The sequence below is a fragment of the Chryseobacterium sp. GTID13 genome, from assembly GCF_056172655.1.
The window spans coordinates 1,129,518-1,145,071 of the sequence record NZ_JAOCMB010000005.1 but is presented as its reverse complement, the minus strand read 5'-3'; the positions used below and the strand labels follow the sequence as shown (position 1 = coordinate 1,145,071).

17 protein-coding genes and 2 pseudogenes are annotated in these 15,554 nt (G+C 40.5%); 6 read left to right on the top strand and 13 right to left on the bottom strand.

Annotated elements, in window-relative coordinates; all coding sequences use genetic code 11:
- Positions 1-35: 35 nt before the first annotated feature.
- From fsa to N4G44_RS11660, 6 genes and pseudogenes are all read left to right on the top strand, one after another.
- A complete protein-coding gene (gene fsa / locus N4G44_RS11685) occupies positions 36-689 on the top strand; it encodes a fructose-6-phosphate aldolase (RefSeq protein WP_474926999.1) in 654 nt (217 codons plus the stop codon).
- Between the two features lie 21 nt (positions 690-710).
- Positions 711-1,448: a galactokinase gene (locus tag N4G44_RS11680; protein ID WP_474926998.1), complete on the top strand. Its 738-nt coding sequence runs from the start codon at positions 711-713 to the stop codon at positions 1,446-1,448.
- On the top strand, positions 1,424-1,894 hold the full coding sequence (locus tag N4G44_RS11675; protein WP_474926996.1) for a hypothetical protein: 471 nt from the start codon (positions 1,424-1,426) through the stop codon (positions 1,892-1,894). The genes N4G44_RS11680 and N4G44_RS11675 overlap by 25 nt, the downstream gene beginning before the upstream one ends.
- The gene (locus tag N4G44_RS11670; RefSeq protein ID WP_474926992.1) at positions 1,878-2,927 is read left to right on the top strand and encodes a UDP-glucose--hexose-1-phosphate uridylyltransferase; all 1,050 of its coding nucleotides are present in this window, start codon (positions 1,878-1,880) and stop codon (positions 2,925-2,927) included. Before N4G44_RS11675 ends, N4G44_RS11670 begins: the two co-directional genes overlap by 17 nt.
- A gap of 24 nt (positions 2,928-2,951) precedes the next feature.
- Positions 2,952-3,751 (top strand): annotated as a pseudogene (locus tag N4G44_RS11665) (HAD family hydrolase).
- Positions 3,752-3,783: 32 nt separating this feature from the next.
- Entirely contained in the window at positions 3,784-3,990 is a 207-nt protein-coding gene (locus N4G44_RS11660; RefSeq protein WP_474926990.1) for an ArsR family transcriptional regulator, read from the top strand.
- Between the two features lie 123 nt (positions 3,991-4,113).
- Here N4G44_RS11660 and N4G44_RS11655 read toward each other — a convergent pair whose 3' ends face one another.
- From N4G44_RS11655 to N4G44_RS11595, 13 genes and pseudogenes are all read right to left on the bottom strand, one after another.
- Entirely contained in the window at positions 4,114-4,935 is an 822-nt protein-coding gene (locus N4G44_RS11655; RefSeq protein ID WP_474926987.1) for an alpha/beta fold hydrolase, read from the bottom strand.
- Positions 4,936-4,982: 47 nt separating this feature from the next.
- Entirely contained in the window at positions 4,983-5,501 is a 519-nt protein-coding gene (locus N4G44_RS11650) for a DsbA family protein (protein WP_474926985.1), read from the bottom strand.
- A gap of 2 nt (positions 5,502-5,503) precedes the next feature.
- Positions 5,504-5,938: pseudogene (locus N4G44_RS11645) on the bottom strand (redoxin domain-containing protein); the annotation flags it as partial.
- A gap of 62 nt (positions 5,939-6,000) precedes the next feature.
- On the bottom strand, positions 6,001-7,020 hold the full coding sequence (locus tag N4G44_RS11640) for a cupin domain-containing protein (RefSeq protein WP_474928331.1): 1,020 nt from the start codon (positions 7,018-7,020) through the stop codon (positions 6,001-6,003).
- Positions 7,021-7,176: 156 nt separating this feature from the next.
- Positions 7,177-7,734 (bottom strand): hypothetical protein, encoded by a 558-nt coding sequence (locus N4G44_RS11635; protein WP_474926984.1) that lies wholly within the window; start codon positions 7,732-7,734, stop codon positions 7,177-7,179.
- Between the two features lie 201 nt (positions 7,735-7,935).
- Positions 7,936-8,487: an antibiotic biosynthesis monooxygenase gene (locus N4G44_RS11630; protein ID WP_474926981.1), complete on the bottom strand. Its 552-nt coding sequence runs from the start codon at positions 8,485-8,487 to the stop codon at positions 7,936-7,938.
- 21 nt (positions 8,488-8,508) lie between these two features.
- A complete protein-coding gene (locus N4G44_RS11625; protein WP_474926977.1) occupies positions 8,509-9,567 on the bottom strand; it encodes an NADH:flavin oxidoreductase/NADH oxidase in 1,059 nt (352 codons plus the stop codon).
- An 11-nt stretch (positions 9,568-9,578) separates the two neighbouring features.
- Positions 9,579-10,745: an ATP-binding protein gene (locus N4G44_RS11620; RefSeq protein ID WP_474926975.1), complete on the bottom strand. Its 1,167-nt coding sequence runs from the start codon at positions 10,743-10,745 to the stop codon at positions 9,579-9,581.
- A 77-nt stretch (positions 10,746-10,822) separates the two neighbouring features.
- Positions 10,823-11,785 carry a histidine kinase dimerization/phospho-acceptor domain-containing protein gene (locus N4G44_RS11615; protein ID WP_474926973.1) on the bottom strand — a complete coding sequence of 321 codons (963 nt, stop codon included), beginning with the start codon at positions 11,783-11,785 and terminating at the stop codon, positions 10,823-10,825.
- Between the two features lie 107 nt (positions 11,786-11,892).
- On the bottom strand, positions 11,893-12,588 hold the full coding sequence (locus tag N4G44_RS11610; protein WP_474926972.1) for a LytR/AlgR family response regulator transcription factor: 696 nt from the start codon (positions 12,586-12,588) through the stop codon (positions 11,893-11,895).
- Between the two features lie 54 nt (positions 12,589-12,642).
- The gene (locus N4G44_RS11605; protein ID WP_123870922.1) at positions 12,643-13,116 is read right to left on the bottom strand and encodes a Dps family protein; all 474 of its coding nucleotides are present in this window, start codon (positions 13,114-13,116) and stop codon (positions 12,643-12,645) included.
- A gap of 164 nt (positions 13,117-13,280) precedes the next feature.
- A complete protein-coding gene (locus tag N4G44_RS11600) occupies positions 13,281-14,123 on the bottom strand; it encodes a sugar phosphate isomerase/epimerase family protein (protein ID WP_474926968.1) in 843 nt (280 codons plus the stop codon).
- A gap of 16 nt (positions 14,124-14,139) precedes the next feature.
- A complete protein-coding gene (locus N4G44_RS11595) occupies positions 14,140-15,549 on the bottom strand; it encodes a carbohydrate porin (RefSeq protein ID WP_474926967.1) in 1,410 nt (469 codons plus the stop codon).
- Positions 15,550-15,554: the final 5 nt, after the last annotated feature.

Here is a 15,554-nt window from a genome sequence, read left to right as displayed (position 1 = left end):
GTGTAAATTTAACACTTATAAATAACGATTAATCTATGAAATTTTTTATTGATACTGCCAATCTGGCGATGATAGAAGAGGCCAGTGCTCTTGGAGTTCTGGACGGAGTAACCACCAATCCATCACTGATGGCGAAAGAGGGTGTTTCCGGGACGCAAAATATACATAACCATTACCTTGAAATCTGTAAAATTGCTGATGGGGATATAAGCGCAGAAGTATTGGGAATTACTTTTGAAGAAATGGTTAAAGAAGGGGAAGAGCTTGCTGCATTACATCCGCGGATTGTCGTAAAAGTTCCTATGACTAAAGACGGAATCAAAGCCATCCGCTATTTTTCTGAAAAGGGAATAAAGACCAACTGCACTCTTGTTTTCTCAGCCGGGCAGGCCTTGTTGGCTGCCAAAGCAGGAGCTACGTATGTTTCTCCGTTTCTGGGAAGACTGGATGATGTTTCTACAGACGGCCTTCAGCTGATCTCGGAAATCAGAACGATTTACGATAATTATGCTTTTCCTACGCAGATACTGGCTGCTTCTGTCCGACACAGCATGCATATCATTAACTGTGCAAAGCTTGGTGCTGATGTCGTGACCTGTCCGCTGGCTCCGATACTATCCCTGCTTAAACATCCGCTGACCGATTCAGGATTAGACCAGTTTATTAAAGATTCACAAAAAATGAAATAAGAGTAGCCAGAGAAGATGGATATGCATGAACAGTTAATCAGCCCTACCATAGAACAGTTTAAAACCGGGTTCAAATCAGAGCCTGAACATATTTTCCTTTCTCCCGGAAGAATCAATATTATCGGCGAGCATGTAGATTATAGCGATGGCTTTGTATTGCCTGCTGCCATAGATAAATACATCTGTTTTGCTGTCCGTAAACTCCCACAAACTAATCTCTGTACGATCATAGCCAAAGACCTCGGAGAAAAATATACATTTGATGTCACAAAGGAGGTAAAACCGGTTCAACAGATGTGGATGAACTATATTCTGGGTGTTTTCAGTCAGCTGCAGCAACCGGAAAACCGGTTTTGCGGAATGGAAATTGTTTTCAGCAGCACCATTCCGATGGGATCCGGGCTTTCCTCTTCGGCAGCTCTTGAATGTGGGTTTGCGTATATTCTCAATGAACTTTTTGATCTTCAGCTCACCAAAAAAGAAATCGCGGTGATCGGGCAAAAATCAGAACATACCTTTGCAGGAGTTCAGTGTGGAATTATGGATCAGTTTGCCTCTGTTTTCGGAAAGGAAAATAAGGTCATTATGCTCGATTGTAATTCCCTGGAACATCAATATTTTGATGCAGATCTTAAAGGGTACAGCTTATTGCTTTTTGACAGCTGTGTGAAGCATAGTCATCTGACATCCGGCTATAATGAAAGGCGTAAAGATGTTGAACATGGAAAAAAGTCTTGTGGAAAAAATTCCCTGAAATAGAAAAGTTCCGAGATTTTACCATCGCCATGCTTGATAGTGTTAAAGAAGAAATGGGAAGCGTTTCACACAAAAGATGTCTCTACTTACTGAAAGAAATTAAGAGGGTAGAAATGGCAGCAAAAGCTATTTCAGAAGGAAATATTGAATATCTGGGAATACTTCTCACGGAAACCCACGCCGGGCTGTCCACTGAATTTGAGGTCAGCTGTAATGAGCTTGATTTTTTGGTTGAAAACACATTGCAGCATGAAGGGGTGCTGGGGGCAAGAATGATGGGAGGCGGTTTCGGAGGCTGCAGCATCAACCTGATTCGGGAGAATAAAACTGAAGAAGTGATTAAAGCCATCAGCGAAAAATATCTTGAACATTTTAATATCCAGATGAAAGTTTACCAGGTTAAAATTTCAGACGGGATAAAAGAATACACCAATGAATACATTATTTGACCCTAAAAAACATCCCCACAGAAGATACAATCCTCTTTTGGATGAATGGATACTGGTTTCTCCACAGCGGGCAAACCGTCCATGGCAGGGGCAGAGAGAAGAAACAGCAGAAGAAAACCGTCCCGAATACGATCCGGACTGCTATCTTTGTTCAGGAAATATTCGTGCTAACGGAGACCGAAATCCTGAGTATCAGGGAACTTATGTCTTTAATAATGACTTTGGAGCATTACTGAATCAAGAAGTTGATTTTTCTGAGCAACAGTCAGGATTTTTTAAACTTCTTCCGGAACGCGGAATCAACAGAGTGATTTGTTTTTCTGAAAATCACAGCCTTACCTTGCCGGAAATGTCTGTTGAACATATTAAAAATGTGGTGGATGTATGGCAGGAGCAATTCAATGAACTGGCTGCTCTGGATCATATCAACTATATTCAGATTTTTGAAAACAAAGGAAGCATTATGGGCTGCAGCAATCCCCATCCGCATGGCCAGATATGGGCACAGTCGTCAATTCCCGCTATGGTTCAGAAAACACAGGATCATTTGAAATCTTATTTTGAAAAGAATAAGAGAACATTGCTGGAAGACTATCTTGAGCAGGAAATCGCGGCTGGTGAGCGCATCGTCACAGAAAATGAACACTTTGCAGCATTAGTGCCGTTTTGGGCATCATGGCCTTATGAAACGATGATTATCAGCAAGCAGAAAAGAGAAAATATTGCGGAATTTTCTGAAGAAGAAAAAGAATCTTTTGCAGCTGTACTCAAGGATCTGACCACAATTTATGACAATCTTTTTGAAACGTCATTCCCTTATTCTGCAGGAATTCATCAATCTCCTACAGATGGAAAAGAGCATCCGGAATGGCATTTTCATATGCACTTTTATCCTCCGCTGCTCAGAAGTGCGGAAGTTAAAAAATTTATGGTAGGCTATGAAATGCTGGCTGAACCTCAGCGCGATATTACCCCGGAACAAAGTGCGGCAATATTAAAAAATCTTCCCACCATTCATTACAAGAAAAAATAATAAATCAATATCTTTGAAAAGAATATGGAACAGATTAAATTAATTGTGACGGACATGGATGGGACATTTCTCAATTCCAGCCATGAAATGAGCCCAGAGTTTTCAGAAGTTTACAAAGAACTGAAAAAAGAAATATTCTGTTTGTACCGGCAAGCGGAAGACAGATGCCGGGAATTACGCATTATTTCGGAGAAATAGAAAGTGAGATTGGTTTTATTGCTGAAAATGGAGGCTACGTGATCTATAAAGACCAGGAGCTTTTTGCCGATACGCTTGAATATCAGCATATTGTTGATATCATTAAGGCTGTCCGCGAAATACCGGGTGCCAAAGCCGTATTATCAGCTAAGAAAATGGCGTATTACGAAACCGAGGATCAGCAGTTTGTAGACTTTTTCTCAAAATATTACACTGAAAACATGAAAAAGGATGACCTTACGGAAAAAATTGATGATACCGCCTTTAAAATAGCAGTTTATCATCCTGAAGGTTCCGAAAAATATCTGTATCCAGCTCTTAAAAGATTTGAAGAATTCGGTCTGGAAGTAGTGGTTTCAGGAGCACATTGGCTGGACGTTATGAATAAGGATATCAATAAAGGAAACGCTTTGAAAATCCTCCAGAAATCTTTGAATATTTCTCCTGAAAATACAATGGCTTTCGGGGATTATATGAACGATATAGAAATGCTGAAGAATGCCAAATATTCTTATGCCATGAAAAATGCCCATCCGAACGTAAAGCAGGTAGCCAATTTTGAAGCATGTACCAATGATAGCTTCGGAGTTCTGAAAACGATTAAGGATTATCTGCATTTGAATTAATTCTTCCTGTAAAAACTAAAACCAATACGAATATGAACAAATCAACCGGAAGGAAACCCGTTAAACCCTGCTATGAGCATATTGGAGGAAAATTAGGACAGCTTCTGCTGGAACAATTTGTAGAGAAGGGCTGGATTGCCAAGGATAATCCTGCAGACCGGCAATATTACATTACTGATAAAGGAACAGAGGAATTTACAAAACTGGGTCTTGACCTTTCGAAAATAAAAACTGAATAAGGACCAATAGAATAGAAAAAAATTTGGTGAAAACCGGAAAAGTTAATTTTTCACTGTATTTTCTGAATAATATAAAGATGAACCCCTAAAGGTCCATCTTTATATTTTATAAGAGCTTGATTTTTAAGACCTGATAAATTCCAAAAGATCTTTATTGATTGTCTCATGTTCTGTAGTCGGCATACCGTGAGGGAATCCCGGATACGTGATCAGTTTTCCATTTTTCAGTAATTTAATTGATTTTAATGCCGCATTGGCAATAGGAACGATCTGGTCATCTTCACCATGCATTACCAAAACAGGAACGTCCACAGCTTTTAAATCTTCGGTTAAATCTGTTTCTGAAAAAGCTTTGATGCCATCATAATGAGCAACAATTCCGCCCATTAGTCCCTGTCTCCACCAGTTTCTCTGAACACCGTCTTTCACATCGGCACCTTCTCTGTTGTAGCCATAGAAAGGGAAAGTCAGATCATAGTAAAACTGGTTTCTGTTGTTTAATGTCTGTTCCCTGATGTTGTCGAAAACTTCAATGGGAACACCGTCAGGATTGTTTTCACTCTTAACCATCACCGGTGGAATGGCACTGATCAGAACCGCTTTTTTAGCTCTTCCGTTTGCATATTTGTTAACATAACGGATCACTTCACCACCACCTGTTGAATGCCCGATGTGGATGACATCTTTCAGATCTAAGAATTCAACCAATTCTGCGGCATCAGAAGCGTATTGCTCAATAGTGTGATTGTAGATATTTTGGCTGGAACGTCCGTGTCCTCTTCTGTCGTGGGTAACCACTCTGTAGCCTTTCTGCAGGAAAAAGATTACCTGTGCATCCCAATCATCAGACGATAAAGGCCATCCGTGGTGAAACATTAATACTGGGCCTTGTCCCTGATCTTTGTAAAAAATTTCTGTTCCGTCTTTTAATGTTAATGTGCTCATGTTGTTTATTTTTAATGTTATGAATTGATTTTTAAATATTTTTTTGATTAATAGGCAGTATTTTCACGTACCAGCTGGAAAAGGTCTTCGGCACCGCCGTTGAATTTGTTTCCGTTAATGAAAAAAGAAGGGGTTCCGTTTACGCCGCTGATGATGCCGCTTTCGAAGTCTGTATCTACTTTTTCTGCCAGTTCCTGTTTATGGATATCCGCTTTGAACTGAGGGATATTTAAGCCCAGTTTTTCTGCAAGTTTTAACGGGAGTTCGTTATTCAGAAATTCCTGATTTTCATAAATGGCATCATGCATTTCCCAGAATTTTCCCTGCAAAGCTGCTGCTTCTGCCGCCAGTGCTGCCGTTCTTGCATACTGATGCATTTCTGAAAGCGGAAAATTTCTGAATACAAATCTGATCTGATCTCCGAATTCCTTCATTAACTCTTTAAGAACCGGATAGGCTGCTCCGCAGTAAGGACACTGATAATCCCCGTATTCTACAATGACTAAGCTGACATTTGAGTTGCCCTGACTGTGGTCAGCATTGCTGACTGATGGTTTAAGTGACATAATTATTTCGTGTTAAGGTTTTCTAATGCTTCTAAAATTCCGTCTGCGCCAGGATTGATGGCGGTGGGAGAGAGGTAGCTCCATTCGATGATGCCGTCTTTATTGATGACAAAAAGGGCTCTGTTGCATTCTCCTTCTTCGTCATTGTAAATACCATATTTCCTGGCTGTATCTCCTTTAGCTTCAAAGTCTGCAAGCAATGGGAAGTGCAGGTTTCTGGATTGTGAAAATGCCAGGTGGCACCATTTGCTGTCTACGGAAATTCCGAAAATCTCCGCATCATATTTTTTGAAATACTTCAGCATTTCGTTGTATAATGCCATCTGGTCACTACACACCGGGCTCCAGTCTGCCGGGTAAAATGCAAGGATGACATTTCGTCCTCTGAATTCGGATAAGGTAATTTTCTGATCCGGGGTTGCAAATAATGTAAAATCAGGGGCAACCGTATTTTTTCTAGCATAGGATTAGTTTTTAATCGTTGGAATTGGTTTTGGAATTATTTTCCAGGTTTAATGAATACTTTCTTTTGTGGAAACTTCTCTATTTCTCCTTCTTTCAATCCAAAATTGGTGATGACCACATCTTTCGGATTTCCTGCCAGCCATTCGCTTAGGTCAATAGATTCGTAAGTGCCGCTATTAAATCCGATTAAGACTTTACAGACTGTATCTCCGGTATTTTTGATATAATGCCCGGCTCCCATAGGCACATAGCCTATATCACCTGCATTGAACTGCTCCGTCACAGAAACTCCTTCTGCAAGGAACACCGACATTTCTGCTTGTCCCGAAATAAAATACTGCCATTCGTCTGCATTAGGATGCCAGTGCATTTCTCTTAAAGCGCCGGGCTGCAGTTCCAATATAGAACCGGCCATTGTAGTGCTGATCGGAAATTCTTTACTCGTAACCAATCTTTGGAGACCACCGCCGGGAATAATTCTTGGCTGCTGGGAATGCAAAGGATATCGGTGAAGGCTTGTCAGTTCAATGTCTGATTCCTCGGGACGGGCTGCAGCATTCACGGAGAGTTCATCCGGAACAACTCCTGCTGCGAAATACACCTCTTTTTGCGGAAGTTCTGCTACTTCTTCAAGGCTCAGCCCTAAATTCTGTGCAACGATTTCAGGAGGCATACTTGAAACAAAATCTGTAACGCTGAAAGTATGGTCTTCTGAAAAATTACCGTTGTCAAAAATCAGGATAAAATGACATTCTTCTGTTCCTGTAGCCTGGATGGAATGTCCGTAACCTTTCGGGAAATACCAGACATCACCCGGTTCAAAATTATCAGTATAACTCCTTCCATCAGGATGGATAATGGTGGTACGCACCGTTCCTGAAATTACATACGCCCATTCGGCAGCGTTGGCATGCCAGTGAAGTTCTCTCATACTTCCGGGCTGTAATCTCATGGAAACTCCGGCAATGCCTACAGAAGCAGGGAATTCTTTTACAGAAGCTCCTCTTGTTGTACCGCCATCATTGGAACGGGGTTCTTTTTTTCTAACTCGTATCTGAAGCTTAATGATGAAGGATTCATGGCAGTATTTTTTGTGATTAATTCTTTGTCTTTTGCTATGGTAAAGCTACTCTTGAATTTTACTTTTTCTTGATGTTATTCGGTGAAAAGGCAAAATGAATCGTTGGGAGTACAGATGGACTGCCGCTTTTTAAAAAGGCTGGTTATATTGACCTGTTAATGCTTTATTTTCTATACTTTTTGCAAAATTTGGCGTTTCTTCATGATTGTGGGCGTCAGAAGCTGCCTGTCTGGATGCAGCGGCATCTGCAAGGTTGATCCCATGTTCTTTCAGATATTCAAACATTTCGGGAGTGGCTGTCGCATGAATTTCATTGGTGTAAAGACAGGTCTTTTCATCAATCCTTGTTACTTTCAGCTCCCATAAGACCTGAACTTTTGTACGCCCGTTTTTGGTAATTGAATCAGAGATGGAAAGCATTCGGCAATAATCAGGACGGTGAACATCTGCGATATAATGCTGTACCATCAGTGCATCTCCAATGGTTTCTACGTTTAAAGACACAGGTTTGCCATCAAAAGTAACTGAAATAGCCGCTCCGATATGCTGGGTAGAACAGCGCTGGTATTCGGCATCCGGCAGATTAAGCAGCCAGTCTGCGATATTCACTTTTTCAATGGGTGCATTGATGATGGCGTTTACACTTGAATGCGATAAGGCATTTTCGGGAGTTTGTAAGATTTCCATAGTTATTGGTTTTGATTGTTATGTTATTGATGATGTAAAACTACAACCCGACCGTTCTAATTTTTACTGCTGTTCGGTCAACAGGCGAAAACTATCGTTGAATAAGCTGATGATCTTCAAATAGAAAGAAATGGAACGTTATGAAAACAAAAAAATCACTGTGGGTTACAGTGATTGGTCGTATGTAGTATACGGAAAATCTTATTTATACAGCCATTTTTTGATAAGCCTGGTATAGTAGGGCATTACGGCAAATACCATCAGAAAAACAATGATCCCGGAATTGATAAGTCCGTCAGAATAATGATTGGCCGGAATATGTAAAAACCGTAAAACAGGAATCGTCAAAAGAGGAATAAGAACAGACAGCGGATAAATAGCTGACCAGGTTGCCAGAAACTGTTTCCAGCGTACCGGAACCTTATTGCCTTCATTTTCTGCAGTAAAAAGAAAATCAAGCCCGGATCTGATCTGGTAATGATCATTTTTTCTGAACAGCGGACTGGCTTTCTCAATGAGTTGTTTCCGGTCCTCCGATTCCATCCAGCTTTTAAGATGGTTAATCGTATCAAAACGGATAATGACGGTGTACACAAAAGTCAGATCAGGAATAGGACGAACAATCTGCAGATCAATAAAGCCTTCAGAATGTTTGGTAACAGGAACAATTTCGTCCAGCCATTTTTCATATTGTGATTGTTTTCCATCCAGAATATGATGGGTAATCACTACGGAGGCACCTTGATTTTCCATAACTGATTTTTAAGGTTTTATTTAGTATGCTCTTTTATACTGCCAGGGAATTTCTGTTTCAGCACGTAATGCTTTAGCAGAATGGATGGCAAAATAAGGATCTCTCAGATGTTCCCGGGCGATAATCACCAGGTCAGCATCCCCGTTGACAATAATATCATTGGCCTGTTCTGCTTCCGTAATCATTCCGACAGCTCCTGTCAGAACTCCGGTCTGTTCTTTAATCGCTTTTGCAAAAGGAACCTGATATCCGGGAAATACTTTATCCTTGCTTACATTGGTAAATCCTCCGCCGGATGCCGTAATGAAATCTACACCATTTTCTTTAAGGATTTCCGAAAGTCTGATACTGTCTTCCAAAGTCCAGGCTTCATCCGATTCTATATAGTCAACTGCAGAAATTCTTACGAACAGAGGCATTTCAACAGGAATAACTTTCTTGATTTCCTGAATGGTTTCTACAAGAAAACGGATCCTGTTCTCAAAACTTCCGCCATATTCATCCTGTCTTTTATTGATCACTGCGGAATAAAACTGATGGAATAAGTAACCATGGCCTGCATGAAGCTCAATGGTATCGAAACCTGCTTCAATGGCACGAAGGGTTGCATTAACAAATTTCGTCTGTAATTCCCGGATCTCATCAATCGTGAGTTCTTCCGCAAAAACGCCGTTGAATTCGTGGGCAGAAGAAGATTTTACCGTCCAGCCTCCTTCTTCCGGAGTAAGCGGTTTCATTCTTTCATTGGGATGTTTCAGGCTTCCTTTTCCTCCGGAGTGCCAGAGTTGAATTCCTATTTTAGCATCCTGCTCATGTACAAAATTCACGATGTTTTCCCAGGCGTTTTTCTGCTCATCATTCCAGATTCCTACATCAGATAATGTAGCCAGACCTTCTTCTGAAACAGCTGTACATTCGGTAAGAATTAATCCTGCGCCGCCAACAGCACGACTTCCGAGATGGACAAGGTGCCAGTTGCCGGGAATTCCGTTTTCAGCACTGTATTGCTGCATTGGAGATAATACAATTCTGTTCTTTAGGGTAAGATTGCGAATGTGTATGGGTGAAAATAAATTCATTTTTTCTTTTTTTAAATTGTTTTTGAAAATGCTTCAGCTTCGGAAACCGCTTCTGACAGAACTTTCTGTACTTCTGCCAGTATTTTTTGCAGCTCAGGGTTTCCTTCTGATGCTGTTTCAAGAATATCGAGTTTTTCCTTTAAAAGAGGATGTAATCCCATAATGGCAATACTGGATTTCAGATCGTGAGCCCACAGTTTCACACCCTGGAAATCCTTGCTTTCATAAGCTGTTGTCAGTTTTTGTACATGGTTGGGAATGTTTTCAATAAACTGTTGCGTAACCATTTGTTCGAAGCTTTTGTCGCCGCCGCTCACCGTCTGCATATAAGAGAGATCAATATACTGATAGTCAGATGATGGATTTTCGGTTTTCTTTTCGTTTTTATTCGTTTCTTTAAACCCGAACTTCGAAATCAGCATAAACAGCTCTTCTTCATTGACAGGCTTGGAAATATATTCGTTCATCCCGCGGCTCAGGCATCTTTCTCTTTCTCCTGCCAGTGCATGGGCGGTCATTGCGATTACCGGAATATCCAGTCTGAGTTCTTCCCGGATTTTCTGGGTGGCTGCATATCCGTCCATTTGTGGCATCTGTATATCCATTAAAATTAGGTCGCATGCATTGCTTTTAAGATAACTTACTGCTTCAAGACCGTTCGATGCTATATGAAAATCAATATTCCATTGTGAAAGCAGGTGTTTCATCAGGCTTTGATTAATCACATTATCATCAACTACCAGAACTTTCAGGGGTGTATTGGTTTTATCTTTAAAGTAATGCGGATCAGTAGCTGGCAGCACAGTAAGCTGTTCTTCAGCAATTCCGTAAGGGATATAGAAATCAAATGTAGTTCCTTTACCCTGTTCACTGCTTACTTCGATATTTCCGTTCTGTAATACAATTAAGCTTTTCACTATAGATAAGCCTAATCCTGTTCCTCCGTAATTTCTTGTCGTCGAATCTTCTCCCTGGTTGAATCTTTCGAAGATTTCTGTAAGCTTTTCTTTGTCAATTCCAATTCCCGTATCCGAAATTTTAAATCCGAGAACCGCTTCTTTCTCTGTCTGCTGTTTACTGTAGATTTCAACAGAAATATTCCCCTGATGGGTAAATTTTATGGCGTTTCCGATGAGGTTGACCAAAATCTGCGTCAGTCTAGTGGCATCTCCTATCAAAGTATCAGGAATGGAAGGATCAATGGTACTTGAGAGGGTAAGTCCTTTCTCTCTGGCCCGTTCTTTAAAAAATGTTTCTACGGAATTGACCAGCCCGTTGATGCTGAAAATTCCGGGGTAATGCGCATCATTCCTGCCTCTATTTTGGATAGATCAAGAATGTCATTGATGATGGCCATCAGATTTTCTCCGGAACGTTGTATGGAAGAAACAAATTCTGCTGAGGTTTCATCCAAAGGACGTTTTTGCAGCAAATTGGTGAAACCGAGAATTCCGCTTAAAGGAGTTCTGATTTCATGGCTCATATTGGCAAGGAAATTTTCTTTGGTTTGTGCCGCCACCAACGCTTTTTTCTCGGCAATATCAAGTTCGCTTATGAGTAATCTCTGACGTTTAAACTGCCGAAGAATGTGATATCCAACAACAGAACCGCCCAAAATCAGTAAGATCAGTATTGAGATGTCATAAAATCTTGCTTTCTGCCCCATTTCCTCACTTTTCTGGCTGAGTTCAACCATATTCAGCTTTCTGCTTTCATATATTTTAGCCGTGATTCTGGTGATTTCATTGGAAATGTTCCTTGCACGCGGATTGGCAATGGAGGTATTATCGTCCATATTTCCCAAAGTAATATAACGATGCAACAGCTTGTCTTTGGTTGTCTTTTTTTCCATGGCAAGAACACTTAACCGGTGGATCAGCTTTTCTTCTTCAGCATTTACATTGTCCTTGGACAGAGAATCCAGGAAATTTTCAATCTGATTGATTTTTTGATCAATACCTTCAAGATGGGTGGTATCATTCGTTGCAATAGAAGCTCTGATTCTGCTTTCCACTCCCAGAATATCACGGTCAATTTCCCTTAAATGATTGCTGGAACGTAATTCGCTCAGCAAGGTATTGTTATTCTGAATCAGCGCCTTGGTATTTCCTGCAGAATTGAGTTGAACAGCTATCAACAGGAGTGAGCCTGCAATAAATGTCAGGATAATAAAATAGCTGAATCGCTTGTTATCCATTACTGAAGATATATTTTTCATAATAACGGTCTGATTTAAAATAAAATACCGGTAAAATTCGATCAGCCCTAAAAATGTTCAGGGATTAAGATCAAAAACGAAGTTAAATTTCTGATGGCCAGTAACGTCTAAAAGACATTCATTCGTGTATTGAGTGCTTTCCTGTAGGCATCTGCCACGGGAATGAATTTACCGTTGATCATAATACCGCCATCCTGAAGAGTATCAATTTTACCCACAGAAACAATATAGGAACGGTGTACTCTTATAAAATGATCCTTAGGAAGGCGTTCTTCAGCTGTTTTCATTTTACCGTGAATGGCAAACATCTTTTCTTTGGTGTAAAATTTTACATAATCACCCATGGCTTCCGCATAGAAAATATCATCCAGCTTTAAGCGCCTTGTAATATTGGAATCCCTCACGAAAAGAAACTCATCCCTTGTGATTTCCACATTTTCTTTTTTACTTTCAAGAATCGTCTGTGCCCTGCTGACTGCCTGAAGAAACCTTACCGGCATAATGGGCTTCAGAAGATAATCTGCAATATTAAGCTCAAAGGCTTCCAGCGCATATTCTTTTTTTGAGGTCGTGAAAATGATGATGGTTTCTTTACCGGAAAGTGTTTTCGTGAGTTCAATCCCCGTCATTTCCGGCATTTCTATATCGAGAAATATCAGATCGACGGAATGGGACTGAAGATAATGGTAAGCTTCTATAGCATTGGAAAATTCGCTGACAATGGAAAGATCCGGAACCTGTTTGGCGAGGTGTGCTAATGTTGTTCTTGCAATATCATTATCATCCACGATTAAGGCTTTCATAGGTATAGTTGTTTATGATTTACACAAAGATAATTATAACTTTTTTATTTTGTGTTATCTGAAATAGGAGCGGATCATCCATGCCATTTCTTCATGGGTTTCCATCAGGCCTGTAATAAAATCGCTGGTACCGTAATCTTTATAAGTCTCAGCAAATGGAGTGATATTTCCGCGGAGAAATTCGATGATGCTTTCATGGTCACTTAACAGATCTTTCATGTATCCGAGACCGTCATTTGTTCTTTCACTGTATTCTGTTAAATGAGTTAGTTCCAGATAGATTTTCATCGTCGCAGGTGCATAGTGCCCGATTTTACGCATCCTTTCTGCAACGCTGTCCATCAGTTCATCCAGCTGTTTGTACTGTTCTTCAAAGAAAATGTGATTGGCATGGAAGTTATCTCCGGTTACATTCCAGTGAGCGTTTCTTGTTTTGATGTAAAGAAGCGTTTCGTCTGCCAATAATTTTGCTAATTGCTCTGCAACGGCTTCTGCGTTTTTTTCTGTAATTCCGATTTTTGTTTTCATAATAATAAGATTTTAGTTGAGCATTATTGCTTTTTTCTGATGTAAAGGTCAGTCATAATCCTATAAAGCGATCTGTATTTTCGGCGAACGGGCAGAATCAATCGGTGAAAAGCGGACAATTTCCGCTTTCCATAAGTTTCAGAATAATATAACAGATAATTTTATCAGCTGAGATGCTTCTTTAAAAAGGCAAGACTTCCTTCTGCCAGTGTTTGAGAATCATAAGGTGATTTCTGCCATAATGAAACCTGCTCCTGCATACCGGGGATGGAGGAACTGAAATTTTCAAGCACCAGATTTCCTTCAAAATTGATCTTTTTCAATGCCGAGAAAAACTCTTCCCAGTTGACAGTTCCTTCTCCCAGCATACCGCGGTGAGATTCTGTCACATGAATGTGCTTCAGCATTTTTCCGGATTTGATAATCGGGTCATAAAAATTATCTTCCTCGATATTCATATGGAAGGTATCAAGGTGAAGGAAGAGATTATTTCGGCCCGTTTTCTTAATAAGTTCAAGGACATTTTCTGCCGTATTGCAGACATAAGATTCATAGCGGTTAATAGGCTCTATGGCAATATCGATACTTTTGGTTTGGGCGTAATCCGCCACATGGCACCACACATCAGCAATGATTTCTTTTTCGTTTTCTGTAAGTGGTTTTCCGGTAAAAACACCGATTCCGCCATGCAGGACACCAGCCAAAAGATTGGTTTCCAACTCATATACTTTATCAATGGCTTTTTTGATAAGCTTTTCCGCTGCTTCAGGCTCAAACGCAATGTGAGCATCTTTGGGAAGGTTCAGCGAGCATACCGCTTCCAGATGGTTGTCTTTCAGTTGTTTTTTTACGGTGTTTGCATCAAAATCCATTGATGCGGGTAACAGTATTTCAATCAGATCAAACCCGGTCTGAGCAGTTTTTTCTATCGCATATTTTCCTGATTCTGCATTCCACAGCGGAGTGATCCAAGAGAGTAGGGAAGCTCCTAATTTTATATTCATCATATTTTCTTTATTTAATTTAAAAAATCCACCATTCTGTTCTTACTCCGAAATAGGTCCCGAATCTTTTGGCTCCGGACTGCTGTAAAAACGGTGAGTAAAGACTGTTCATAGCCTCATCATTATACCTTGATACTTCTGCAATAAAACGGATGTGAGGTCTTGCCCAGACACTTCGTTCCGCTGTAGGAACAATGGTGGGAGCCAGAACAAGTTTCATCATCGATGCTGCATCCTGGGTTCCGTTTTTACGGGTTGCATAGTGAAACTCGGAAAGAATATGAAACCAGTTGTTACAATAATAAGTGGCTCTGATTCCTGTATTGAATTCTGTTTTCCTGTTGAAAATTTCACGGTTGTAATAGTCCGGAGCCTTATCAGTACTGGTTGATCCTCCTTTACTTTTGGTAAAAACGGCATAAGGATTAAGCGACCAACGATTAGAGATATTCCAGAGGAAATGCTCAACAACCGTAAAAGAGTAAGCTCCCTTGTATGTTTTTGTTGTTTCATCAGGTGCTCCGTAGGTGCGCCAGGTCTGTGTATTTCCATTATCGCCTCCATTGGCAATTCCGGTCCCGTATCTTACGGAAAACTGATTGAATGAACCCGGAATTGCTGTTGCCATATCTGTATTTAATTTAGCCCCCAAAACCCATCCCTGATCCGACGGGTATTGCTCTATGGAATTTTCCCCTGATTTTTCTACATGATGATACTCTGCCAGCAATTTTACCTTGTGTTTTGTATTTTTAAATGGCAGCGTCTGCTCCAGAACCAAAACTTCTCTCTGCCTGTAGATCAGGTTTTTTGACCCGCTGATCACATTGGTGTAAGAGTAGGGAGTGGAGTTGCTGGCTGCAGTATCAATAGCTGCCGGAAAGAACATTGAAAACCTAGTGTTTTTATGTCGCAGTCCCCAACCGGTTGCCGAATGGTCATCAAAGTAAAAATAATCGGCAATGTGAATGTCATCATATCTCAGCCATCTTGATCCGGCCCAGATATCCCAGTCACTTCCCATAATGTTTCTTGCTTCCACAAATGCTTCCGGTAAGGCAATAATCATCCCCTGATTGGATTTTGAATCCACATTTCCCAGAAAAGTTCCTCCTGAATAAAAGCTCAGCCTTGCCTGCATATCGATCTTTGTACTTTTGGTACTGTCACCGTTTACCACCGGACTAAAATGGAAAGCAGGTAAAAAATCTACATAATCTCCCTGATCCATTCTGCCTCCTAAAGATCCCTGGTTGTTCAGATTCAGCTGTCTTCCTGTCTTACCATCAGCATTCGGGGAATAACCTGCTCCGATTCTCCCGGTTGTGCCAAAGGAAAATTTCTTGTTGGTTATTACGATCTGGGCATTAATTCCCCTTCCGGCGCATATAAATACAATGCACCAGGCTAATAAAAGCTTTGTTTTCATAGGGA

What these genes read in the sequence shown, in the direction of transcription:
- fsa (WP_474926999.1), top strand. Translation starts at nt 36, where the DNA reads ATGAAATTTTTTATTGATACTGCCAATCTGGCGATGATAGAAGAGGCC.
- N4G44_RS11680 (WP_474926998.1), top strand. Translation starts at nt 711, where the DNA reads ATGCATGAACAGTTAATCAGCCCTACCATAGAACAGTTTAAAACCGGG.
- N4G44_RS11670 (WP_474926992.1), top strand. Translation starts at nt 1,878, where the DNA reads ATGAATACATTATTTGACCCTAAAAAACATCCCCACAGAAGATACAAT.
- N4G44_RS11660 (WP_474926990.1), top strand. Translation starts at nt 3,784, where the DNA reads ATGAACAAATCAACCGGAAGGAAACCCGTTAAACCCTGCTATGAGCAT.
- N4G44_RS11655 (WP_474926987.1), bottom strand. Translation starts at nt 4,935, where the DNA reads ATGAGCACATTAACATTAAAAGACGGAACAGAAATTTTTTACAAAGAT.
- N4G44_RS11650 (WP_474926985.1), bottom strand. Translation starts at nt 5,501, where the DNA reads ATGTCACTTAAACCATCAGTCAGCAATGCTGACCACAGTCAGGGCAAC.
- N4G44_RS11635 (WP_474926984.1), bottom strand. Translation starts at nt 7,734, where the DNA reads ATGGAAATCTTACAAACTCCCGAAAATGCCTTATCGCATTCAAGTGTA.
- N4G44_RS11630 (WP_474926981.1), bottom strand. Translation starts at nt 8,487, where the DNA reads ATGGAAAATCAAGGTGCCTCCGTAGTGATTACCCATCATATTCTGGAT.
- N4G44_RS11625 (WP_474926977.1), bottom strand. Translation starts at nt 9,567, where the DNA reads ATGAATTTATTTTCACCCATACACATTCGCAATCTTACCCTAAAGAAC.
- N4G44_RS11615 (WP_474926973.1), bottom strand. Translation starts at nt 11,785, where the DNA reads ATGAAAAATATATCTTCAGTAATGGATAACAAGCGATTCAGCTATTTT.
- N4G44_RS11610 (WP_474926972.1), bottom strand. Translation starts at nt 12,588, where the DNA reads ATGAAAGCCTTAATCGTGGATGATAATGATATTGCAAGAACAACATTA.
- N4G44_RS11605 (WP_123870922.1), bottom strand. Translation starts at nt 13,116, where the DNA reads ATGAAAACAAAAATCGGAATTACAGAAAAAAACGCAGAAGCCGTTGCA.
- N4G44_RS11600 (WP_474926968.1), bottom strand. Translation starts at nt 14,123, where the DNA reads ATGATGAATATAAAATTAGGAGCTTCCCTACTCTCTTGGATCACTCCG.
- N4G44_RS11595 (WP_474926967.1), bottom strand. Translation starts at nt 15,549, where the DNA reads ATGAAAACAAAGCTTTTATTAGCCTGGTGCATTGTATTTATATGCGCC.